This is a genomic window from Mycobacterium sp. IS-1742, assembly GCF_001500125.1.
Classification (GTDB): Bacteria; Actinomycetota; Actinomycetes; order Mycobacteriales; family Mycobacteriaceae; genus Mycobacterium.
In genome coordinates this window covers 69,897-94,741 of sequence record NZ_LQIV01000041.1, presented here as the reverse complement: position 1 = coordinate 94,741, position 24,845 = coordinate 69,897, and the positions used below count along the sequence as shown (strand labels likewise).

Here is a 24,845-nt window from a genome sequence, read left to right as displayed (position 1 = left end):
CATGGAATCCGCCGCACATCCGGACGAGCCGGCCAACCGATTTGCCATCGTCGGCTACGCGGCGCGATTTCCCGGCGCACAGGACGCCGGCCAGTTCTGGGATCTTTTGCGAGAAGGCCGCGAGGCGATTTCGGACGTGCCTCAGGACCGCTGGAACGCCGACGACTTCTTCGACCCGGAGCCGGGGGCGCCCGGCAAGGTGGTGACCCGTCGCGCGGGGTTCGTCGACGACGTGACCGGGTTCGACGCGCCGTTCTTCGGGATGTCGACGCGCGAGGTCAGGTTGATGGACCCGCAGCACCGGCTGTTGCTGGAGACGGCGTGGCGCGCCGTGGAACATTCGGGCACCGCGCCAACGGATCTGGCCGAGAGCAACACCGGCGTGTTCGTCGGCCTCGCCACCCACGACTACCTGGGCATGGCATCGGACGAGCTCACCTACCCCGAGATCGAGGCCTACATGGCCATCGGGACGTCGAACGCGGCGGCGGCCGGCCGGATCAGTTACCGGCTGGGGCTGCAGGGGCCCGCGGTCGCCGTCGACACGGCCTGCAGCTCGTCGCTGGTGGCCATCCATCAGGCGTGCCAGGCGCTGCAGCTCGGTGAATGCGACCTCGCGCTGGCCGGTGGGGCGAACGTCCTGCTCACCCCGGCCACCATGATCACGTTCTCCAACGCGCACATGCTCGCACCCGACGGCCGGTGCAAGACCTTCGACGCGGCCGCGGACGGTTACGTGCGCGGTGAGGGCTGCGGCGTCATCGTCATCAAGCGGTTCGAGGACGCGCTGCGCGACGGTGACCGGATCCGGGCGGTGATCCGCGGCAGCGCGATCAACCAGGACGGCGCCTCGGGTGGCTTGACCGTGCCCAACGGTGTTGCCCAGCAGAGGGTTATCGGTGACGCCCTGAAGCGCGCCGGTGTCCGGGCCGGCGACGTCGGATACCTGGAGGCCCACGGCACCGGAACGTCGCTGGGCGACCCGATCGAGGCCCAGGCCGCAGGTGAGGCGCTCGGCGCCGGACGCGACCCCGACCGCCCGCTGTTGATCGGCTCGGCGAAGACGAACATCGGGCACCTGGAGGCGGCGGCGGGCATCGCCGGCGTCATCAAGGTGATCCTCTCGCTCGAGCACGAGACGCTGCCCAAGCACCTCAACTTCACCAACCCCTCACCGCACATCCCGTGGGAGCGGCTCCCGGTCGAGGTCGTGAAGGAGACCACCCCCTGGAAACGCAACGGGGCGCCCCGCATCGCCGGGGTGAGCTCGTTCGGGTTCGCGGGCACCAACGCGCACGTGATCCTCGAAGAGGCCCCGGAGCCCACCGTCGCGCCGGCCGCCTCCACACAGACCGGCGAGAGGTTCGGCCTGCTTCCGCTGTCGGCCCGGACACCCGCGGCTCTGGTGCGGATCGCCGATCAGTACCGCACGTGGCTGGCCGACCACCCGGAGGCCACCCTGGCCGACGTCTGCCACACCGCGGGCACCGGGCGCGCCCACCTGGAGCACCGGGCGGCACTGGTGGTCGACTCCAGGGAATCGGCGGTCGACCTGCTCGGCGCGCTCGCCGACGATCGACCCGCGCCCGGCCTGGTCCGGGGCGAGTCCTACGACACGCCGAAGACGGCGTGGCTGTTCACCGGACAGGGCAGCCAGTACCCGGGCATGGCCCGGGAGCTGTACGACACCGAGCCGGTGTTCGCCGAGACCATGAGGCGGTGCGCGGCCGCCGTTGCCGACGTTCTCGAAAAGCCGCTGCTCGATGTGATATTCGACGTCGAGGCGAGCCCGGAGGCCGCCGACACGCTGCGGCAGACGTCGTACGCTCAGCCCGCCCTGTTCGCCGTCGAGATGGGGCTGGCCCGGCTCTGGCAGTCGTGGGGCTTCGAACCCGACGTGGTGCTCGGCCACAGCGTCGGCCAGTATTCGGCGGCCTGCGTCGCGGGTGTGCTCGGTCTCGAGGACGGCGCCCGGCTGATGGCCGAACGTGGCCGTCTCTTCGGCAGCCTGCCCGCGGGCGGCCGGATGGTCGCGGTGTTCGCGGCCGCCGACCGGGTCGAGAACCTGACCGATGAGTTCCCGAGCCTGTCGGTCGCCGCCTACAACGGCGCCAACACCGTACTGTCCGGTCCTGCGGCGGATCTGGAGAAGGCGGTGGCCACCCTGGCGGCCGACGGTGTGCGCTGTGACTGGCTGGACACCAGCCACGCCTTCCACTCGGCGCTGCTCGACCCGATCCTCGACGAGTTCGAGGCATTCGCCCAGCAGTTCGACTACGCTGCGCCGCAAAGGATCCTGATCGACAACCGCACCGGTACCGCGCTCGGCAGGAGCGTGCGCCTCGACGGAGCCTATTGGCGCAGGCACGCGCGCCAGCCGGTGGAGTTCGCCAAGAGCGTGCGCACACTCGCCGAGCTGAACTGCAAGGTGCTGCTCGAGATCGGTCCGCGACCGGTCCTCACCGCCGCCGCCCTCGCGGCATGGCCCGACCCGGCCACCGCACCGCGGGCCATCGCGTCGATGCGGCCGAACACCGCCGACCACCGGCAGATCACCGAAGCCCTCGCCGACGCCTATGTCCTCGGCCACCTGCCCGACTTCGCCGCGGTCCGCGGATCGGACGCGCGCACACTGGACCTGCCCACCTATCCGTTCGAGCACCGCCAGTACTGGTTCCGCGACAACCACGCCGACCGTCCCGAACGGCCCGCCGTGCGCGAGCACCAGGCCGCGCGCACCGAGACCGTCGGCCTCCTCGAGGACGGCCGGATCTCCGAACTCGCGGCCCTGCTGGGCGGCGACGACGGTGATCAGCAGATCGTCGACATCCTGACCAAGCTTGCAGCACAACATAATCGGCAACGGACAAACCAGTCGATCACCGACGACCGCTACGAAATCCGCTGGGAGGAACTCACCGCAGCGCCTCGCGCGGGGACCGGCGGGCCGTCCGTGTGGATCGTCGTCGGCGACGACACCGACGCCGTCGGCCCCCTGACCGACGCGCTGACCGCACGCGGCGACCGGCACCAGCTGGTCGGGTTGCCTGCGACCGACGCCGACGAGGCTCACCTGGTCGAGGCGTTGCGGGCCGCGGCCGGAGATCAGTCGGCGCTGCGGGTCCTGCACGTCGCGGCACTGGAGTCCGCGGCCGCACCGTCGATGCGCTCCCTGCTGCGCATGCAGCACCGGATCCTCGGCGGGACCCGGCGGCTGTTCCGGGCCGCGGCCGGCGCCGGACTGCGTGTCCCGGTCTGGTTGGTGACCCGGGGCGCACAGGCCGTCACCGCCGCGGACACCGTCGCACCCGACCAGAGCGCACTGTGGGGATTCGGCCGGGCCGCGGCGCTGGAACTTCCGCACCTGTGGGGCGGACTGGCCGACCTGTCGGACGGCGGTGCCGACGAATGGGCTCGGTTGCTCGACCGGCTGACGACGCCGGCCGCCGAGGTCAGAGAGGACCAGCTCGCGCTGCGCGACGGCGCCGTCCACGTGCCGCGACTGGCCCGGCGCACCGGGCAACCCGGCGGAACACCACTGCAACTGCGTACTGACGCCACGTATCTGGTGACCGGCGGGCTAGGAGCGATCGGCTTGGAGATCGCCGGTCACCTGGCCGCGCACGGTGCCGGGAACCTGGTGCTGACCAGCAGGCGCGCGCCGAGCGACGCCACACGACAGCGCATCGACGCGCTGGGCGAGCAGTACGGCTGCACGATCCGCGTCGTCGCCGCCGACGTCGCCGATGCGCACGACGTCGCCCGCCTGCTGGCAGGCGTGCGGGCCGACCTTCCGCCGCTGGCAGGCATCGTCCATGCGGCCGGCGAGATCGGCACCACCCCGCTGAGCGAACTGGATGACGCCGAGGTCGACCGCGTGTTCGCCGGAAAGGTCTGGGGTGCCTGGCATCTGAGTGAGGCCGCGGCCGACCTGCGGCTCGACTTCTTCGTCAGCACCTCGTCGATCGCCTCGGTCTGGGGCGGATTCGGTCAGACGGCCTACGGGGCGGCGAACGCCTTCCTCGACGGACTGGCCTGGCGGCTGCACGAGCAGGGCATCGCCGCGACCAGCGTCAACTTCGGACCGTGGTCGGCGGGCATGGCCGACGCCGAGTCGCGCGCCCGCCTCGAGCAGCGCGGAGTCCGGACCCTCGCTCCCGCCGACGCACTCGCCGGCCTGGCCGACGTCGTCTCGGCCCCCTCGGCACAGGGCGTGATCGCGCGGATCGACTGGGCCCGTTTCCTTCCGCTGTATCAGCAGGCGGGCAGGCGCGCGTTCCTGACCGAACTGGAGCGAGAGGTGCCTCTCGCGCCGGACGCCGCTCCTGCGGTGACGCAGTCCGGGAAGACCGCCCTCGTCGAGCGGCTCGCGGGTGCCCCGGTGCAGCAGCGCAAGCGGCTGCTCACCGACTACCTGCGTGACGCGGTCGCCGAGGTGACACGCGTCGATCCCAGCGAGATCCGCGAGGACGCCGGGTTCTTCGACCTCGGCATGGATTCGCTGATGGCCGTCGAACTCCGGCGGCGCCTCGAACAGGGTGTCGGACACGAGATCCCGGTCACCCTGGTGATGGACCATCCCCGGCTGTCGGACGCCGCCGACTATCTGCTCGGAGACGTGCTCGGGCTGGCCGAACAGGCGACCGCCGAATCGCGGCCCGTGCCGGCGTCGTTGTCCGACACCCGCACCGACGACCCGATCGCGATCGTCGCGGTGTCCTGCCGGTTCCCCGGCGCGCCCGACCCGGAGGCCTTCTGGGAGGTGCTCGCCGGCGGCGTCGACGCGATCCGCGAGGTCCCCGAGGACCGGTTCGACATCGACGAGTTCTACGACCCGGATCCCGACGCCGCGGGCAAGACATACACGCGGTTCGGCGGATTCCTCGACGGGATCGACGGATTCGACCCGGAGTTCTTCGGCATCTCCCCGCGTGAGGCCGTCTGGATCGAACCGCAGCAGCGGCTCATGCTCGAAACGGTCTGGGAGGGGCTCGAGAGGGCCGGATACTCACCGGCGGATCTGCGCGGCAGCCGAACCGGGGTGTTCGTGGGCGTGGCCGCCAACGAGTACGCCCACCTGCTGTCGTCGGAGTCGATCGACAAGATCGAACCCCACTTCATCACCGGCAATGCGCTCAACGCGATCTCCGGCCGGGTCGCGTTCGCGCTGGGGCTGGAGGGCCCGGCGGTCGCGGTCGACACCGCGTGCAGTTCGGCGTTGGTGGCCGTCCACCAGGCCGTACAGGCCCTGCATTCCGGGGACTGCGATCTGGCCCTGGCCGGCGGCGTGAACGTCCTGTTGAGCCCGGTGACCGTGGTCGCCGCCTCGCGCGCGAGGATGCTGTCCCCCGTCGGCCGGTGCAAGACCTTCGACTCCTCCGCCGACGGCTACGTGCGCAGCGAAGGCTGCGGCGTCCTGGTGCTCAAGAGACTGAGCGATGCGGTGCGCGACGGCGACCGGGTCTGTGCCGTCATACCGGGGAGCGCGGTGAACCAGGACGGTGCGTCCAGCGGTCTGACGGTGCCCAACGGCGGTGCGCAGCAACGGCTCATCGGGACGGCGCTGGCGCGCGCGGGGCTCACGGGCGCAGATGTCGACTACCTCGAGGCGCACGGAACGGGCACCCCGCTGGGCGATCCGATCGAGGTGCAGGCGGCCGCCGCCGCCTACGGCGCATCCCGCGACGCCGACCGGCCGTTGCTCATGGGGTCGGTCAAGAGCAATATCGGCCACCTCGAATCCGCCTCCGGCGCAGCCGGTCTGATCAAGGTCGTGCTGTCCCTGCAGCACGGGCTGCTGCCGCGCAGCCTGCACTTCGACAACCCGTCGCCGCACATCCCGTGGGATTCGCTGCCTGTGCGGGTGGTGGACGAGGCCGTTCCGTGGCAGGCCAACGGCAGGCCACGGCGCGCCGGTGTGAGCTCCTTCGGGTTCACCGGAACCAACGCGCACGTCTTGATCGAAGAGGCGCCGCCTGCACCGGTCACCGTGGACGAGGAGCCTGGCGCCGACGATCAGCAGGTCCACGTGCTGCCGCTGTCCGCGCGGTCGCCGGAAGCCCTGGTGCAGCTGGCCCGGCGGTACGAGTCCTGGTTGAGCGCGCACCCGGATGCCGATCTCGCCGGCGTGTGCCTCACCGCGGGGTCCGGCCGTTCGCACTTCGAGCATCGCGCCGCGATGGTCGTGGATTCCGTCGACAGCGCCCGGCAGGGTCTCGCCGATGTGGCCGACAACCGCACGCGCCCAGGTGTCGTACGCGGAGAACACGCCCACCGGCCCACCACGGCGTGGTTGTTCACCGGACAGGGCAGCCAGTACCCCGGGATGGCACGCGAGTTGTTCGACGCCGAACCGGTGTTCGCCGACACCGTGCGCCGGTGCGCGGACGCGGTCGCCGACATCCTCCCCACACCGCTGCTGGAGGTGCTGTTCGCCGTCGACCGTGAGACCGGAGAACGGTTGCGGCACACGTCGTATGCACAGCCGGCGCTGTTCGCCGTCGAGATGGGCCTGGCCCGGCTGTGGCAGTCGTGGGGCATCGTGCCCGACGTGGTGCTCGGCCACAGCGTCGGCCAGTACGCCGCGGCCTGCGTGGCCGGCGTCTTCAGCCTCGAGGACGGCGCACGGCTGATGGCCGAACGCGGCCGGATGTTCGGCAGCCTGCCCGAAGGTGGGCGGATGGTGGCGATCTTCGCCGACGCCAAACACGTCGAGCAGGTCGCCGGAGAGTTCGCGCGGGTGTCGGTCGGCGCCTACAACGGACCCAACACCGTGCTGTCGGGCCCGGGTGAGGATCTCGAGCAGGTCGTCGCCAGGTTCTCCGACGAGGGCATCCGCTGCACCTGGCTGGACACCAGCCACGCCTTCCACTCGGAGCTGCTGGATCCGGTGCTCGACGAGTTCGAGTCGTACGCGGCCCAGTTCGAGTTCGCCGCCCCGACCCTGCCGCTGGTGTGCAACCGCACCGGCGCGGTGCTCACCGCGCAGACCCCGCTCGACGCGCAGTACTGGCGGCGGCATTCCCGGCAGCCGGTGCAGTTCGCCGAGAGTGTGCGCACCGTCGCCGCGCTCGGCTGCTCGGTGCTGATGGAGATCGGTCCCCAGCCGGTGCTGACCGGGGCCGCGGTGCAGATCTGGCCGGAGCACCTGGCCGCCCCGCGGGCGATCGCCTCGCTGCGCAAAGGCGTCGCCGACCGACGCCAGATCGCCGATGCGCTGGCCGCGGCCTACGTCGGCGGCCACCGTCCCGACTTCGCCGCGCTGCAACGTCGACCGCATCGGAAGCTTGAACTGCCCACCTACCCCTTCCAGCGTCGCCGGTTCTGGCCCAAGACCTCGGGCATCACGGTGGACGGCCCCGCTGCGTCGGGAATCCTGGGCAGCGCCAAGGAACTCGCGTCCGGCGACACCGTCTACACGAGCAGGGTCTCCGTCAAGTCGCACCCATGGCTGTCCGACCACGTCATCTACGGCACCGTCGTCGTCCCCGGCGCCACGTACGCCCCGATGGCGCTGGCCGCCGTCGGCACCCCGGCACGGGTGAAGGACGTGTTCTTCTACGAGCCGATCATCCTGCCCGAAAAGGCCTCGCGCGAAGCGCAATTGACGCTGCGCATGCTCGAGGACGGTCAGCAGCGATTCCAGGTGCACAGCCGCCCGTACGGCGTGCCGGACGCCGAGTGGTCGCTCAACGCCGAAGGCACCGTCGCCCGGGGTGTCGACGAGGAGCCGGAAGCGCAGGACGATCCGGTCGACGAGGCGATCGAGCGGTGCAACCGCATGCGCCCGCAGGAACTGTTCGAGACGTTCGCCGACATGGAACTGGCATGGGGCCCGACCTGGTCGGGATCGCTGAAGTCGCTGTGGCTCGGCGACGGTGAGGCGATCGGCGACGTCCTCGTCGGTGACGAGCTCGCCGAACAACTCGGCAGCGAGCCGATCCACCCGGTGCTGATGGATCTGTGCACCGGCGTCGCGTTCCCGGCGTTCCCGGCACTTCTGGCCGCCGAGCAGGGCGTGAGCGATCTGTTCCTGCCGCTGCGCTACGGCCAGGTGATGTTGCGGGAGAAGATGCCCCGGCGGTTCTACTGCCGGGCGCGGTGGCACCAGAGTGCGCTCGACAGCGAAACGCAGGTCTTCGACCTCGATTTCGTCAGCCGCGACGGCCGCCCGCTCGGAGGTATCCGCGAGTTCACGGTCAAACGCGCACCTCGCGAGGCGCTGCTGCGCGGCCTCGGCGGCGACGCCACCCGGCTGCTCTACACCCTGGGCTGGCACGAAGTGCCCGTGCCCGCAGTGGAATCCGCGGCTCCGAACGGCACCTGGCTGATCGCGGGGTTCGACGAACTGGCCGCCGCGGTGCCGGGGTGCATCCCGTTCGACCGGACCACCGACCCGGAGCTGCTCGGCCGGCTCCTGACGGACGCGCACGAGCGCGGCATGGCGTTCTCCGGCGTCGTGTGGCGCAGCGCCGGACCGAGGCCGGACGAGTCGAGTGCCGATGCCGCCGAGCGGATCGAGACCGAGATCGCCAACCTGCTCAGCGCGGTGCACACCGTGCAGGGCGGCGTGAAGCTGCCGAACGGCCTCTGGATCGTCACCGAACGGGCCGTGGCCGCCGAATCCGGCGAACCCGTCGATCCGGTGCAGGCCGCGCTGTGGGGTTTCGGGCGCACCACGATCAACGAGGAACCGGCGCTGCGCTGCCGACTCGTCGACTGCGACGGATCGCCGGAGGCGGTGGACGCCATGGCCGCCCTGCTGGCCGCACCGGTCGACGAGCCCGAACTCGCACTGCGCCAGGGCAAGTTGCTGGCGTCGAGGTTGTTGCACTGGGCGCGCAGCGGCCACCTCACGGTGCCGCGGTCGTCCGACTACGTCCTGGCTCCGACGGAACGCGGCGCGATCGACAACCTGCGGCTCACCGAGACGGACGTGCCGCCGCCGGCCGAGGGCTACGTGCAGGTGCGGGTGGAGGCCGCGGGCCTCAACTTCCGCGACGTGCTCAACGTGCTCGGACTCTACCCCGGGGACCCGGGGCCGATCGGGGGTGACTTCGCCGGCGTCGTCACGCAGTTGGGCGACGGTGTCGGTTCGGGGCGAGCGGAGCGACGGGACGGGATCAAGCTCCACGTGGGACAGCGCGTCTACGGCTTCATGCAGGGCGCGTTCTCGAGCCGGTTCAACGTGCCGGCCCAGTTGCTCGCACCGATCCCCGACGGCGTCGGTGCGGTCGAGGCGGCGACGATCCCCGCTGCGGCGCTGACGGCGCGCCTGGCCTTCGACTGGGCACAGCTCGAGCCCGGCGACCGGGTGCTGATCCACGCCGCCAGCGGCGGCGTCGGTCTGGCCGCGATCCAGCTGGCCCAGCAACACGGCGCCGTGGTGTTCGCGACCGCCAGCACCTACAAGCGCGCGACGCTGCGCAAGATGGGTGTGGAGTACGTCTACGACTCGCGCACTACGGATTTCGCCGACCAGATCCTGGCGGACACCGACGGCGCAGGCGTCGACGTGGTGCTCAACAGCCTGACCAACGAGGGGTTCGTCGAGGCGACCGTGCGCGCCACCGCGCAGAACGGCCGCTTCGCCGAGATCGCCAAACGCGACATCTGGACGCATGAGCAGATGTCCGCGGCTCGTCCCGACATCTCCTACGAGATCGTGGCGCTGGACACGGTGACCCTTCAGGAGCCGGAGCGCATCCGGGGGCTGCTGGGTGAGGTGTCCGACGGGCTGGGCAAGGGCGAATGGGCGCCGCTGCCGGCGGAGATCTATCCGCTGACCGAGGCCAGGGCGGCGTTCCGCCGCATGCAGCAGGCGCGCCACATCGGCAAGATCGTGCTGCAGATGCCGCACCCGCTGCAGCCGCGCGCCGACCGCAGCTACCTGATCACCGGCGGGCTGGGTGCGATCGGGCTGCACACCGCGTCGTACCTGGCCCAGCTCGGTGCGGGTGACATCGTGCTGACCAGCCGTCGGGAACCCGATGCGGACGCGCAGCGGGCGATCGACGAGATCACCGAGCGCCACCGGTGCCGCATCCACACCTTCGCCGCCGACGTCGGCCACGAGTCACAGGTCGAGGAGCTGCTGGAACGCATCCGCGCGGAGCTGCCGCCACTGGCGGGCGTGGCACATCTGGCCGGCGTCCTCGACGATGCTCTGCTGTCCCAGCAGAGCGTGGAACGGTTCCGAACCACGTTGGCGCCCAAGGCGTTCGGCGCGATCCATCTGGACCGCCTCACCAGGGACGACGACCTGGACTTCTTCATCGTGTCCTCGTCGGTGTCGAGCCTGTTCGGATCCCCCGGTCAGGCCAACTACTCGACGGCCAACGCGCTGCTCGACGGCCTCGTCGCGCAGCGGAGGGCGCACGGCCTGCCGGCCACCGGCGTCAACTTCGGGCCGTGGGCGCAGGGCGGGATGGCCTCGTCGGAGGCCGCGACCGCGAACATCGGTGCGCAGGGCCTCATTCCGCTGGAGCCGTCGGCGGCGCTGAGCGCGCTGGCCGAGGTCGTCGCCAACGGCACCGGCCAGGCCACCGTGATCAAGGCCAACTGGCAGCGGGCGGCCAAGGTGCTGGGCGCGTCCCGGCCACCGATCCTCGATCAGGTGCTGCCCCGCCCCGAAGGGGAGGTGACCGGCGACAGCGAACTGCTTCGGCAGTTGCAGGAGATCCCGGTGCCGCAGCGTGCCGGGTTCGTCACCGAATTCCTCCAGCGCGAGGTGCAGAACTTCCTCCGGCTCGCGTCCCCGCCTGCCGCGACGAGCCGGTTCCTGGATCTCGGTACCGACTCGTTGATGGCGATCGAACTCCGCAACCGGTTGCACAGTCAGTTCGGCGGCGCGTTCACCATCAACGCGACCGCGGTGTTCGACTATCCGACCATCGGGGGGCTCGCCGAATATCTGGTCGGGCAGCTGCCCGATGCCGAGACGGCCGAACCGCCCGCGGAGCCGGCCGCCGAGCCGGTGACGGAAGGCGGTTAGTTGCCAGAACTCCGCGGCAGCGTCGGCTCCGGTCGGCAATTGCGTCGTCAAAGGGATCCGAGGTCGGCGTCGTGAAGTAGCCGCATCGGCATCTGCGCGGCCTTAGGGTGAATCGACCGCGTGATCGCTGACGGTTCCTGGGGGCGGACAGTGGACGGCATACCTTTCGGCCGCTACCTGCTGGTCGAACTCATGGGCCGGGGCGGGATGGGCGAGGTCTGGCGGGCTCACGACACCTCGACCAACCGCACGGTGGCGGTCAAGGTGCTGCCGGCCCACCTCGGAACCGACACCGAATACCGGGCGCGGTTCCTGCGGGAGGCGCACGCGGCGGCCCGGCTCAGCGATCCGCATGTCGTGCCGATCCACGGGTTCGGCGAGATCGACGGCCGCCTGTACGTGGACATGCGGTTGATCGAGGGCCGCGATCTCCGCCGACTCCTGCGTGACGGGCCGCTGGACCCGGCTCGCGCGGTCATGATCGTCGACCAGGTCGCGGCCGCCCTGGACGCCGCCCATCAAAGCGGGCTGGTCCACCGCGATGTGAAACCGTCCAACATCCTGGTGGCGAGGTTCGACTTCGCCTACCTCATCGACTTCGGCATCGCCCGGCCGATCGACGACACCGGCCTCAGGTCGGTCGACAGGGCGGTCGGCTCCTTCTGCTACATGGCACCGGAGCGGTTCCGCGACGGGCGGGGCGACGCGCGGTCGGACACCTACGCCCTGGCGTGCGTGCTCTACGAATGTCTGACCGGATCGCGCCCGTTCCACGGCGACAGCCTCGAACAGCAGATCGCCGGTCACCTCATGACACCACCGCCCAGGCCGTCGACGGTCGTGGCCGGCGTGCCCGAGAAATTCGACGCCGTCATCTCCAGAGGCATGGCCAAGGACGCCGACGAGCGCTTCCAGACGGCCAGGGAGCTGGCACACGCCGCCCGGGCGGCCGTCACCACCACGCTCGCCTCGTCCACGCGTGAAGGCCGCCACCGTGCCGACCAGATGCGCACAGACCAGGCTCCCTCCGTGGACTGCGGAGCGGAACGTCCGGCGCCCCTTGGGTTTCCCACGCTCCCGGACACCGGTGAGAGGCCGCGCACGGGATCGTCGATCGACGCGTTGCTCGACCACACGGTCTCGGCCATCCACCGCGGCGGGGACCCCGCCGACGCGCCGCCGCCCGCCCCCGAGGCCGGGCGGGCGGACGCGGACGCCGAAGACCTGCTCGCCGCCCCCGGCGAACCCGGGGAGATCCGTCGGTTGACCATCATGTTCGCCGACCTCGTCGACTCCACGGTGCTGTCGACCGAGGTCGAGCCCGAGACCTACCGACTGCTCGTCGGCCGGTACCGGGACCAGGTGCTGCGCATCATCGCCAAGTACGAGGGGCACATCGGTTCCACCAAGGGCGACGGCCTGCTGATCGTCTTCGGCTATCCCGTCGCGCACGAGAACGACGTCCGGCGCGCGGTGCAGGCCGGCCTGGAGGTCACCCGCGACGTCGCGCGCCTGAGTGATCAGGCGCAGCGCAGGTTCGGCCTACGCATCAACGTGCGGGTGGGCGTGCACCGCGGGCTGGTGTACCTCGACACCGCCCAGGACGACGTGTTCGGGCTGGCGGCCAACATGGCCGCGAGGGTTTCGGGCCTGGCGCCGCCCGGCAGCGTCGTGGTGTCCGATTCGGTGGAACCGCTCGTGAAGGAATCCTTCGAACTGGAACCGCTGCCCCCCGCGCCGGTGAAGGGCGTCAAAGGCCTCATCAGCCATTCGCGGGTGGTCAGCGAACGCGCTGAGTCGTCGCGCGGGCCGACCGGACCGCTCGTGGGCCGCGAGCGTGAGATGTCGCGCCTGCGCAGGGGTTGGGTGCGGGCCCAGGCCGGGACGCTGACCACACCCGGCGTGGTGATCCGCGGGGAGGCCGGGATCGGCAAGAGCCGCCTGGTGACCGGGATCGTGGAACTGGTGGAAGCCGACGGTGGCACGGTCCTCGAACTGGCCGGGTCGCCGTTCCACGCGGACGTGGGACTGCAGCCGGTGCGGACGCTCCTCGAACGCCGTTGCGGCATCACGAGATTGACCGAACCGAGGCGGCGGCTCGAGCTCCTCCGCGCCGAGCTCGCGCGGCGGGGCCTGGACCCGGACATGTTCGTCGCGCTGCTGGCGCCTGTCCTGGGCGTCTCGCCCGAGCACGGTTACGAGGCGTCGCCGTTCGACGGCCGCAAGCTGCAGGAGGAGATCGCCGCCGGGGTCCTGCGGTATCTGTCGGCCGGCATCGGCGACGCGCCGGCTCTGGTGGTCGTCGAGGACGGCCACTGGCTCGACCCGTCGACACTCGAGCTGATCGGCGAGGTGCTGCGTACCGCAGGCGGCCGCCGGCTCGTCGTGATCACCGGCCGGCACGGCGGGTGGCTCCCCGACGACTGGCCCGCCAAGGTCTTCGACCTGGTGCCGCTCACCGACGATCAGGTGGACGCGCTGATCCTCGCGCTGGACCCGACCGTCACCGCCGAGGAGCGCACAGCCGTTCGCGAGCGCTGCGATGGAATCCCGTTCTACATCGAGCAGGTGGTCAGCGGGCTGGGCCAGACCGGTCCCGAGGAGAACCGACCGACCGTGCCGGACCCGCTCTACGAGCCGTTGTTCGCTCGCCTGCTGACCCGGCCCAACGTCGTGCCCGTCGTCGAGGCCGCCGCCGTCATCGGGCGCCAGGTCGACCGCGGGCTGTTGATCGCGGTGTCCGGCCTCGCGGAGGACGACGTCGACGACGTGATCGACGAACTCGAGGACGCCCAGGTCCTCGAACCCCAGGGCGCAGGCGGGTGGCGTTTCCGGCACGAGTTGCTCCGCGAGGTCGCCGCCGAGCTCGCACCGCCCAGCGTGCGACGGGATCTGCACGGCAGAGCCGCCGACGCGTTGATGGGCGGCGCGACGGGCGACCCCGACTGGCGGCTGGTCGCCACGCACTACGAGAACGCCGGCCGGTACGTCGACGCGGCCGCGGCGTATCGCGAGGCGTCCGCCGCCGCACGCCTTCGCGGCGCGCTGACCGAGGCGCGCACCTACCTCACCCACGCGCTGTCGGAGCTCGAGAAGAGTCCCCCCGGCGCGGCCCGCGACCGACTCGAGATCAGACCACGGCTCGAACGCGGATTCCTGGCGGCCGCCATGGAGGGTTACCAGAGCGTCTCGGTGGCCGACGATTTCGAGCGTTGCCTCGCGCTGGCCGGAACCGATCTGCGCAACGACGACGTGTGGTCCACGTTGGTGTCGGTGAGCAGTTACTACATGTCACGCGCCGACCTCGACCGCGCGGCGCAGATCCTGGCGCTCGCCGAGTCCACTCCCGACACGGGTCGGGCCTGGCTCCAGCCCGCCATCAACGGCGCCCTCGGCACCATCGCGTTCGTGCGCGGTGAGATGGCCGATGCCCGCGAGTACTTCGGCAAGGCCCTGGTGAGCGTCGCGGTCGAGGACCGCAGCCGGATGAGCGAGCTCTGGTTCGTCCCCCACGATCCGGTGTCGATGGCACACGAACATCTGGCGATGGACCGGCTCTGGCACGGCGACCTGGCCGGCGCGGAGGCCGCAACCGCCGCCGCGCGGGACCGCGCGCTCGAACTGGGGGTCCCGCTCGGGCCGTACAACATCGTCAACGCGATCGACATGGAGATCTGGATGCGCGTGGACGCCGGTCAGTTCGACCGGGCGCGCGCACTCGTCGCCGAGATGATCGAGAGGGCCGAACATCACGGGTTCGACTTCTGGCAGCTGTTCGGGGCGACCGAACAGTGCATGGTCGACGCCGAGATGGCCCTGTCCACCCCCGACCCGGATCACACGACGCTCGAGGCGCTGATCACCGCCATGACGGAGTTCATCGATTTCTGGCGGGCAGTGGGGCTGTACATCTATCAGACCCACTACGACTGTGTGCTGGCGAAACTGTTGACGGCGGCAGACCGCCGCGACGAAGCACGGCAGCGGATCGGAACGGCGCTGCAGATCGCCGCGGACACCGGGATGCACTTCCACGACGCCGAACTGCTCCGAGCGCGGGCCCGCACACACCGCGAGCTGGAGGCCCGCACCGCGGACCTGGCATCGGCGAGGACGCGGGCCCGCACACAGGACGCCCCGCTGCTCGAGTTGCGCGCGGCGCTCGACGACTTCGACCTGCGCGGCGCGGCGGCGCGGGACGTCCTGGCGGACGCCGCGCGGCGCCTGCCCTCGGACGGCGTCCTGCCCGAGATCGTCCGTGCCCGAGCGCTCCTGAGCTGACCTCGAACCCGTTCCCCACACGGCGACCCGGCCCGCGCGTCCATCCTGATCACGCCGACGTGATGAGCATCACATTCCAGAGAAATCCCAGCTCAACCGGGAAATCGGCAGCGGTGGCCGACCTCGGCCAACCGCCCGGTTGATTAGGCGGTGGAAATTGCTCGCCGCCGCTTTGCGTTGAAGTTACCGAGCGGTATAGTCGGGCGCAGTTACTGGTGGGTAACTTAGCCCGAAGTACCCAACCGCAGGTGGCATTTCTCATCGAGGAGGCAATGTGAGCCACTACAAGAGCAACGTCCGCGACCAGGTGTTCAACCTGTTCGAGGTATTCGGCGTCGACAAGGCCCTCGGCCAGGGCGACTACAGCGACCTGGACGCCGATACCGCCCGCGAGATGCTCGACGAGATGGCGCGGTTGGCCGAGGGGCCGATCGCCGCATCGTTCGTCGAGGGCGACCGCAACCCGCCGGTGTTCGACCCCGAGACCCACACGGTGAAGCTGCCCGAGGCGTTCAAGAAGTCGATGCGCGCGCTCTTCGAAGCCGGCTGGGACAAGGCCGGCATGGACGAGGAGCTCGGCGGTATCCCGATGCCCCGCGCACTGCAGTGGGCGCTGATCGAGCACGTCCTCGGCGCCAACCCCGCCGCGTACATGTACGCGATGGGCGGCGGCATGGCGCAGATCTTCTACAACAACGGCACCGAAGAGCAGAAGAAGTGGGCCAAGCTGGCCGCCGAGCGCAACTGGGGCGCCACGATGGTGCTCACCGAACCGGATGCGGGTTCCGACGTCGGCGCCGGCCGCACCAAGGCCGTGCAACAGCCTGACGGCACGTGGCACATCGACGGGGTCAAGCGGTTCATCACCTCCGCCGACTCCGACGACATGTTCGAGAACATCATGCACCTGGTGCTGGCCCGCCCCGAGGGCGCCGGTCCGGGGACCAAGGGTCTGTCGCTGTTCTTCGTCCCGAAGTTCCACTTCGACCCCGAGACCGGGGAACTGGGCGAGCGCAACGGCGCCTTCGTCACGAACGTCGAGCACAAGATGGGCCTGAAGGTCTCGGCCACCTGTGAGCTGACCTTCGGCCAGCACGGCGTTCCCGCCAAGGGCTGGCTGGTCGGCGAGGTGCACGACGGCATCGCGCAGATGTTCGACGTCATCGAGCAGGCCCGCATGATGGTCGGCACCAAGGCGATCGCCACCCTGTCGACGGGCTACCTCAACGCGCTCGAGTACGCCAAGGAGCGCGTCCAGGGCGCCGACATGACCCAGATGACCGACAAGACCGCACCGCGCGTCACGATCACGCACCACCCGGACGTGCGCCGCTCGCTGATGACCCAGAAGGCCTACGCCGAGGGTCTGCGCGCGCTGTACCTGTTCACCGCGACGCACCAGGACGCGGAGGTGGCCAAGGCGCTGCACGGCATCGAGCCGGAGCTGGCGGCGAAGGTCAACGACCTGATGCTGCCGATCGTCAAGGGTGTCGGCTCCGAGCAGGCGTACGCCAAGCTCACCGAGAGCCTGCAGACCTTCGGCGGTTCGGGCTTCCTGCAGGATTACCCGATCGAGCAGTACATCCGCGACGCCAAGATCGACTCGCTGTATGAGGGCACCACCGCGATCCAGGCGCAGGACTTCTTCTTCCGCAAGATCGTGCGGGACAAGGGCCAGGCGCTGGCGCACGTCGCGGGTCAGATCGAGCAGTTCGTCAAGAGCGAGTCGGGCAACGGCCGGCTCAAGGCCGAGCGCGCGCTGCTGGCCACGGCGCTGGAGGACGTCCAGGCCATGGCGGCCTCGCTGACCGGCTACCTGATGGCGGCGCAGGAGAACCCGGCCGAGCTGTACAAGGTCGGCCTCGGCTCGGTGCGCTTCCTGATGAGCGTCGGCGATCTGGTCATCGGCTGGCTGCTGCAGCAGCAGGCCGCGGTCGCGATCGGCGCGCTCGACGACGGTGCCGCCGGTGCCGAGAAGTCGTTCTACGAGGGCAAGGTCGCGGTGGCGTCGTTCTTCGCGAAGAACTTCCTGCCGCTGCTCACCAGCACCCGCCAGGTCGTCGAGAACCTCGACGGCGAGATCATGGAGCTCGACGAAGCCGCGTTCTGATCCGCATCAACGCGCGAGGCCCCCGCTACGGCGGGGGCCTCTTGCGTTGAACGGCTGGTGTCTGCTCGCGGTGGGGGCGGAAAAAGAAGGGCGGGTCCGGGAGGACAATGGGGGCGTCTTCACTGTGTCTCGCGCCGCCGGTTCTTCACCCCTGCACCGGCTATTTGGATCAGTCACTCCCGAACCCGTCGTGCGATCGATCGTACGCCTCAGATTCCCCTCTGACCAGAGGTGTAGAGCGGTCGATCGCAAGAAAGTGGCCCCGTGTTGCCGTCGGGTCGGGGGGTCAGACGGCAACACGGAGCTACCAGGGATATCGGCACGGCGCCGAAGGGCGTTACACCGTTCCGCGGAACTTTTTCCGGCCGTTCGTCAGGCCTCGAGAATGGCCGCCACGCCCTGCCCGCCCGCGGCGCAGATGGAGATGAGCCCGCGCACCGGCTGACCGGTCTGCTTCTTCTTCTCGGCGAGCTGCTTGGCCAGTTGCGCGACGATGCGACCGCCGGTCGCGGCGAACGGGTGCCCGGCGGCGATCGAGGAGCCGTTGACGTTGAGCTTCGACCGGTCGATCGACCCCAGCGCGCTGTCCAGGCCGAGGCGTTCCTTGCAGTACTCCTCGGACTCCCACGCCTGCAGGTGCGCCAGCACCACCGACGCGAACGCCTCGTGGATCTCGTAGAAGTCGAAGTCCTGCAGCGTCAGCCCGTTGCGGGCGAGCAGCCGCGGGACCGCGTAGGTGGGCGCCATCAGCAGGCCGTCGCGGCCGTTGACATAGTCCACCGCCGCGGTCTCACCGTCGACGTAGTAGGCCAACGGTTCGACGGAGTGCTGCTGCGCCCACTCCTCGCTCGCCAGCAGCGCGACCGACGCGCCGTCGGTCAGAGGGGTGGAGTTGCCTGCGGTCATCGTGGCGTCGCCGTGGCGGACGCCGAACACCGGCTTGAGCTTGGCCAGCTTCTCGGCCGACGAGTCCGCGCGCAGGTTGTTGTCGCGGTACACGCCGAGGAACGGGGTGACCAGGTCGTCGAAGAAGCCCCGGTCGTAGGCGGCGGCCATGTTGCGGTGGCTGGCCGCGGCCAGCTCGTCCTGGTCGACGCGCTTGATGCCCATCTCCTTGGCGGTGATGGCGGCATGCTCGCCCATGGACATGCCGGTCCGCGGTTCACTGTTGACCGGGATCTCGATGCCCACGGCCGCGGGCAGCTTCCCGACGAGCTTGAGGCGGTCGACGTTGGACTTGGCGCGGCGCAGGCCGAGCAGCGTCCTGCGCAGGTCGTCGCCGAAGGCGATCGGCGCGTCCGAGGTGGTGTCCACCCCGCCGGCCGCCGCGGATTCGTAGCGTCCGGCGGCGATGCCGTCGGCCGCGGCGATGGTGGCCTGCAGGCCGGTACCGCAGGCCTGCTGGATGTCGAAGGCCGGAGTGTACGACGACAGCGCGCTGCCGAGTACGCATTCCCGCATGAGGTTGAAGTCGCGGCTGTGCTTGAGCACCGCGCCGCCGATCACCGCGCCGAGTTTCTCGCCCTGCAGGTTGTACCGCTCGATCAGCCCACCCAGGGCCGCGGTGAACATGTCCTGGTTGGACGCGTTCGCGTACGCGCCGTCGGAACGGGCGAACGGTATCCGGTTGCCGCCGAGGACGGCGACCCGCCGCATGCTTCTGCTGTCAGCCACGTTTGCCTCCACTGTCGTTCCGGTTATCTAATTCCCGATATTACCCACCGTTCTTACTCTGGAGTAAGTTCTGGGTGGGACCTCCACTCCGCAGACGAAAGGCAGCTGAAGTGGCCTCCGACATCTATACCCAAATTGTCCACTCGGGCCCGGGTTCGTTTCTGGCCAAACAACTGGGAATTCCCCAGCCCGAGACGCTGCGCCGGTACCAGCCGGGCGAACCGCCACTGCCGGGTGCGCTGCTGATCGCGGGCGAGGGCCGTGTGGTCGAACCCCTGCGCGCGGCGCTGGCCGAGGACTACGACATCGTCGCCAACAACATCGGCGGGAAGTGGGCCGACTCGTTCGGCGGCCTGGTGTACGACGCCACCGGCATCACCGAACCCGAGGGGCTCAAGGGGCTCTACGAGTTCTTCACGCCGCTGCTGCGCAACCTGACGCCGAACGCGCGGCTGGTCGTCATCGGCACCGACCCCGACGAGGCGACGAGCCCGCACGAGCAGATCGTGCAGCGCGCACTCGAGGGCTTCACCCGGTCACTGGCCAAAGAGATGCGGCGCGGGGCCACGGTGTCGCTGGTGTACGTGTCGCCGCAGGCCAAGACCGCCGCGACCGGCCTGGAGTCGACGATGCGGTTCATCCTGTCCGGCAAGTCGGCCTACGTCGACGGTCAGGTGTACCGGGTCGGGGCCGACGACGCCGCACCGCCTGCGGACTGGGACAAGCCGCTGGCGGGCAAGGTCGCCGTGGTGACCGGTGCGGCCCGCGGCATCGGCGCCACCATCGCCGAGGTGTTCGCCCGCGACGGCGCGGCGGTGGTCGCCGTCGACATGAAGGCTCCGGAGGGCGCCACGGATGAACTGGCCAAGGTCGCCGAGAAGGTCGGCGGCACCGCGCTGACCCTCGACGTCACCGCCCCTGACGCCGTCGACAAGATCGCCGAACACGTCCGCGCCCACTTCTCCGACGTCAATGGCGGCAAGCTCGACATCCTCGTCAACAACGCGGGCATCACCCGCGACAAGCTGCTGGCCAACATGGACGAGGGCCGCTGGGACTCGGTGATCGCCGTCAACCTGCTGGCGCCGCTGCGGCTCACCGAGGGCCTGGTGGACAGCGGGGTGCTCGGCGAGGGCGGCCGGGTCATCGGCCTGTCGTCGATGGCGGGCATCGCCGGCAACCGCGGGCAGACCAACTACGCCACCACCAAGGCCGGGATGATCGGCCTCACCGACGCGCTGGCCGAGAAGCTGCACGACAAGGGCATCACGATCAACGCCGTCGCACCCGGGTTCATCGAGACGAAGATGACCGAGGCGATCCCGTTCGCCACCCGCGAGGTGGGCCGCCGGCTGAACTCGCTGTATCAGGGCGGCCAACCGGTCGACGTCGCCGAGACCATCGCCTACTTCGCCAGCCCGGCGTCGAATGCGGTGACCGGCAACACCATTCGCGTGTGCGGCCAAGCCATGTTGGGAGCCTGACGTGAGCGGACAACCCAGTGGAGCGCGAAACCTGTTGCGGGCGGCGGCCGGTGCCCTGCCGTTCGTCCCGCGCGGGGAATCGCTGCCCGAACGCACCCTCACCGTCGACGAGTTGTCGATCGACCCGGCGAACGTCGCCGCGTACGCCGACGTGACCGGCCTTCAGTTCGGCGACACCGTACCGCTGACCTATCCGTTCGCGTTGACCTTCCCGACCGTGATGTCGTTGGTGACCGGATTCGACTTCCCGTTCGCCGCAATGGGTTCGGTGCACATCGAGAACCACGTCACCCAGCACCGGCCCATCTCGGTCAGCGATACGGTCTCCGCGGCCGTGCACGCCGAGAATCTGCGTGAGCACCGTCGCGGTCTGCTGGTCGACGTGGTGACCGACGTCAAGGTCGGCGACGAGCTGGCGTGGCATCAGGTGACGACGTTCCTGCACCAGCAGCGGACCAGCCTGTCGGACGAACCCAAACCGCCGCCGGAGAAGCAGCCCCGGCTCGGCCCGCCGAACGCGCTGCTGAACATCACCGCCGGCCAGATCCGCCGGTACGCCTCGGTCGGTGGCGACCACAACCCGATCCACACCAACCCCGTCGCGGCCAAGCTGTTCGGCTTCCCGACGGTGATCGCCCACGGAATGTTCTCGGCGGCAGCGGTATTGGCCAACATCGAGGGACAGATCCCCGGCGCGGCGCGGTATTCGGTGCGCTTCGCAAAACCCGTCGTGTTGCCCGCCAAAGCAGGGCTCTACGTCGAGCGCGCCGCCGACGGTGGCTGGGACCTCACGCTGCGGAACAAGAAGGGTGAACCTCACCTGACGGGTACCGTGCGCGCTCTGTAGTCCGCGAGACTGCCGGGAGATCGCGGATCGGCGAGATTTCGCGATCTCCCAGCAGTCTCGGCGGGGGCCGCCCTACCATGTCAGGCATGATTCGGGCCTGCCTGGCTCTCTCGGCCGCCGCGACGCTGACCGTCGCGGGTACCGCCGTCGCGCACGCCCAGCCCGTGCCACCGTGCACCTACAGCCTGTCCGCCCCGGTGGTGGTGGACAACTCGGTCGCCGCCACCGTGGCGCCGGCCGAGTGCGCCTGGCCCGCCGCACCAGGGTTCAGCGTGGCGTGTCTGCAGCTCAGCGGCACGGCATCGCCGACCACCTGCATGCAGTCGCATGGCCGCGACAGCGCGCAGGTCCTCCTGGCGCCGTACGTCCCCGGCGCCAGTTACACCGCGACGGGCAGGGGCTGTGGCAGGTGGGTCGGGCAGCCGCCCGCACACCTGTGCCAGCAACTCGGTCCGGTCTCCGCGACCCTCTGACGCCGTGGCCACGCCCAAGATGCCACCGGTCCGCCTGGTCCGCGCCGTCGAACGGGTGCGCCACGTCCTCGACCGCCTGCACCAACGCAGCGCGCCGCCGTCGGCGGTGATGTTGGACAAGATCCTCGGCGCGTGGGTCTCCCAGGGCATCACGGTGGCGGCCGACCTGAAGGTGGCCGACGCGCTGGCCGACGGGCCACTGACCGCCGACGAACTCGCGCGGCGCGTCGGCGCCGACCCCGACGCACTGGCCCGGCTGATGCGGGGATTGATCGGGGAGGGCATCTTCGCCCAGCGCAGGGACGGCCGCTACACGCTCAACGCGCTCGGCGCGACCCTGCGCACCGACTCGGCGATGTCGGTCGCCGGTGTGGCGCGCATGGTCGGACACCCCGCCCACCGGGAACACTGGAGCCAGTTGCTCGAGGCGGTCCGCACCGGCGAGGCGACCATACCGAAGCTGCGCGGCATGCCGGGCTTCGAATACCTGGCCGAGAACCGGGACCTGGGCGCCATCTTCGACGCGGCGATGACCAACCTCTCCGAGGCCGCGGTGGCGCCGGTGACCGCCGCCTACGACTTCGGCCGGTTCGCCACGATCGTCGACGTCGGCGGCGGCCACGGCAGGTTCCTCTCGGCGATCCTGGCGGCCACCCCGTCGTCTCGCGGTGTGCTCTACGACCTGCCCCAGGTCGTCGAGGGCGCCCCCGAACTGCTCCGCACCCACGGGGTGGCCGACCGGGTCGAGATCGTCGGCGGATCCTTCTTCGACAGCGTGCCCGCCGGCGCCGACGCTTACGTCGCCAAGAACGTGATCCACGACTGGCCGGACGCGGACGCGCTCACCATCCTGCGCAACATCCGCGCCGCCGCCGACGAGGGCACCACACTGCTGCTGGCGGAGTTCGTCATCCCCGGGCATCGCCGTCCGTTCGTCGGCAACTGGACGGACATGGAGATGCTGATGGCGACCGCCGCCCGGGAACGCACCGAGGCGGAGTATCGAAAGCTGTACCGGAACGCGGGTTTCGAGCTGACCCGGGTGGTGCCCACGGTCAGCCCCATCAGCCTGATCGAGGGCGCGGCGGTCTAGTTCGAGGCGACCGCGGCGTCCTTGTCGGACGGGGTGCCCTTCAGACCGCGCCAGAACAGGTTGATCATCAGCTCGGCGGCCTCGTCGACGTCCGCGTCGCCGGTGCTGACCCGGGTGGCGATCGCCTCGCCCGCGCCGACGAGCGCAACGGCCATCATCTCGAAATCGGTGTCCGGCTCCGGGTTGCGGGTGCCTTCCCGCAGCAGCCGGCTGACCAGGTCGATGATCCGTTCACGACCCTCGCGCACGGTGTGGGCGAAGGCCTGCGAACTGGTCGCCTGGGTGTAGAGCACCATCCACGACGCGCGGTTGGTGTCGATGTAGGTCAGAAACGACAGCACCGCGTTGCGCAGCAGGTCACGCGCACCCTGGCTGAAGTCGATCTTGCTGCGCACCTCGTCGACGAACCGGCTGAGCTCCCGATCCAGACACGCGCCGAAGAGCTCCTCCTTCGAGCCGTAGTAGAGATACAGCATCGGCTTCGAGATCTGCGCCTCGGCGGCGATCGCATCCATCGAGGTCTCGTGATAGCCGTTCACCGAGAACATCTGCACGGCCGCGTCGAGCATCTGCTGCTCGCGCACCGCGCGGGGCAAACGCTTCGTTCCACCGGCCATCGTTCGAGGATAAGCAATCGCGCACGCCGAGGCCGAGCCAGGACGACGCCGCTGCTGCACAATCGCCTCAGAAGTCGAGGTCGAAGGGGCGTACACCATGCCGGTAGCGGAACCCACCGACGTGTTCGCCGGGGTCCGCTCCAGGCCGCCGGACGCCCTGGCCCGACACCTGCACGACATCGATCTGATCGACCACCACGTGCACGGCGCGTTCACGGTCCACCTCGACCGGGCCGGGTTCGAGGCCGCGCTCAACGAGGCGTCCACCGATCCGGTCCCGGCATTCATGTCGCAGTTCGACTCGCCGCTGGGGCTGGCCGTCCGCCGCTGGTGCGCGCCGGTGCTCGGCCTGGAGCCACTCGCGGGCGGCGACGAATACTGGTCGCGGCGCGCCCAGTTCGGCCCCGACGAGCTCGCGGAACGCTTCCTGCGCGCGGCCGGTGTAGCGCGCTGGGTGGTGGACACCGGGTTCCGGGGCGACCGGATCACCACACCCCGGGAGATGACGGCGCGCAGCGGTGCCGCGTCGTCGACGGTGCTGCGGCTCGAACGCCTGGCCGAGGACCTGCTCGAGGCGGGCACGCCGCCCGGGGACTACCCGGAGGCGTTCCGGGGAGTGCTCGACCACGCCGTCGCGGACCCGGACACCGTCGGGACGAAGACCATCGCGGCCTACCGCACCGGCTTCGACGTCGACTGGTCACGCCCCGCCGACGCCGACGTGATCGAGGCCGTGGACCGGGCGCATCAGCGGCCCTCCCGCGTCGACGATCCGGTGCTGATCGCGTTCGGGGTGCACGAGGCCGCCGCGCGCGGGCTGCCCATCCAGTTCCACGTCGGCTTCGGCGACCGCGATCTGGATCTGCACCGCACCGACCCGCTGCTGCTGCTACCGCTGCTCCGTGCGATGACGCCCGTGCCGGTGCTCCTGCTGCACTGCTATCCGTACCACCGGCAGGCCGGCTACCTCGCGCAGGCGTTCGACCACGTGCACTTCGACGTCGGGCTGGCCGTCAACTTCCTGGGTCCGCGTTCGGTGTCGCTGGTCGCCGAGGCGCTCGACACCGCACCGTTCGCCAAGCAGCTGTACTCGTCGGACGCGTTCGGCGCGCCGGAACTGCACCTGCTCGGCTCGCTGCTGTGGCGGCGCGCGGCGGGCCTGGTCCTGGGCGACTGGATCCGCTGCGGCGACTGCACCGAGGACGATGCGATCCGCATCGTCGACATGATCGGCGTCCGCAACGCCGAACGCGTCTACGGGCTGTAGCGGCCG

At 70.1% G+C, this 24,845-nt stretch carries 10 protein-coding genes; 8 read left to right on the top strand and 2 right to left on the bottom strand.

Annotated elements, in window-relative coordinates; translation table 11 throughout:
• The first annotated feature begins 1 nt into the window (after position 1).
• The 3 genes from AU196_RS19655 to AU196_RS19645 all read left to right on the top strand — a co-directional run bounded on the left by AU196_RS19655 (position 2) and on the right by AU196_RS19645 (position 17,384).
• Positions 2–10,993, top strand: coding sequence for a type I polyketide synthase (locus AU196_RS19655; RefSeq protein ID WP_059096742.1), 10,992 nt, complete (start codon positions 2–4; stop codon positions 10,991–10,993).
• A gap of 150 nt (positions 10,994–11,143) precedes the next feature.
• Positions 11,144–15,274: a serine/threonine-protein kinase gene (locus AU196_RS19650; RefSeq protein WP_082695800.1), complete on the top strand. Its 4,131-nt coding sequence runs from the start codon at positions 11,144–11,146 to the stop codon at positions 15,272–15,274.
• Positions 15,275–15,548: 274 nt separating this feature from the next.
• Positions 15,549–17,384, top strand: coding sequence for an acyl-CoA dehydrogenase (locus AU196_RS19645; protein ID WP_059096741.1), 1,836 nt, complete (start codon positions 15,549–15,551; stop codon positions 17,382–17,384).
• Positions 17,385–17,756: 372 nt separating this feature from the next.
• Here the strand turns inward: AU196_RS19645 and AU196_RS19640 are convergent, their stop codons facing one another.
• The gene (locus AU196_RS19640) at positions 17,757–19,058 is read right to left on the bottom strand and encodes an acetyl-CoA C-acetyltransferase (protein ID WP_059096740.1); all 1,302 of its coding nucleotides are present in this window, start codon (positions 19,056–19,058) and stop codon (positions 17,757–17,759) included.
• A gap of 110 nt (positions 19,059–19,168) precedes the next feature.
• On the opposite strand from AU196_RS19640, the gene AU196_RS19635 reads away from it, so the two are divergent.
• From AU196_RS19635 to AU196_RS19620, 4 genes are all read left to right on the top strand, one after another.
• Entirely contained in the window at positions 19,169–20,542 is a 1,374-nt protein-coding gene (locus tag AU196_RS19635) for a 3-oxoacyl-ACP reductase (RefSeq protein ID WP_059096739.1), read from the top strand.
• Between the two features lies 1 nt (position 20,543).
• Positions 20,544–21,389 (top strand): MaoC/PaaZ C-terminal domain-containing protein, encoded by an 846-nt coding sequence (locus tag AU196_RS19630; RefSeq protein WP_059096738.1) that lies wholly within the window; start codon positions 20,544–20,546, stop codon positions 21,387–21,389.
• 86 nt (positions 21,390–21,475) lie between these two features.
• Positions 21,476–21,862 carry a hypothetical protein gene (locus AU196_RS19625; protein WP_059096737.1) on the top strand — a complete coding sequence of 129 codons (387 nt, stop codon included), beginning with the start codon at positions 21,476–21,478 and terminating at the stop codon, positions 21,860–21,862.
• A 4-nt stretch (positions 21,863–21,866) separates the two neighbouring features.
• A complete protein-coding gene (locus AU196_RS19620) occupies positions 21,867–22,955 on the top strand; it encodes a methyltransferase (RefSeq protein ID WP_059096736.1) in 1,089 nt (362 codons plus the stop codon).
• Here the strand turns inward: AU196_RS19620 and AU196_RS19615 are convergent.
• Entirely contained in the window at positions 22,952–23,572 is a 621-nt protein-coding gene (locus AU196_RS19615) for a TetR/AcrR family transcriptional regulator (RefSeq protein WP_059096735.1), read from the bottom strand. The genes AU196_RS19620 and AU196_RS19615 overlap by 4 nt on opposite strands.
• 97 nt (positions 23,573–23,669) lie before the next feature.
• On the opposite strand from AU196_RS19615, the gene AU196_RS19610 reads away from it, so the two are divergent.
• The gene (locus AU196_RS19610) at positions 23,670–24,839 is read left to right on the top strand and encodes an amidohydrolase family protein (protein WP_059096734.1); all 1,170 of its coding nucleotides are present in this window, start codon (positions 23,670–23,672) and stop codon (positions 24,837–24,839) included.
• Positions 24,840–24,845 lie beyond the last annotated feature (6 nt).

Bases quoted from the DNA above. Each gene is read 5' to 3' on its own strand.
- AU196_RS19655 (WP_059096742.1), top strand. From the start codon at position 2: ATGGAATCCGCCGCACATCCGGACGAGCCGGCCAACCGATTTGCCATC.
- AU196_RS19625 (WP_059096737.1), top strand. From the start codon at position 21,476: ATGATTCGGGCCTGCCTGGCTCTCTCGGCCGCCGCGACGCTGACCGTC.
- AU196_RS19615 (WP_059096735.1), bottom strand. From the start codon at position 23,572: ATGGCCGGTGGAACGAAGCGTTTGCCCCGCGCGGTGCGCGAGCAGCAG.
- AU196_RS19610 (WP_059096734.1), top strand. From the start codon at position 23,670: ATGCCGGTAGCGGAACCCACCGACGTGTTCGCCGGGGTCCGCTCCAGG.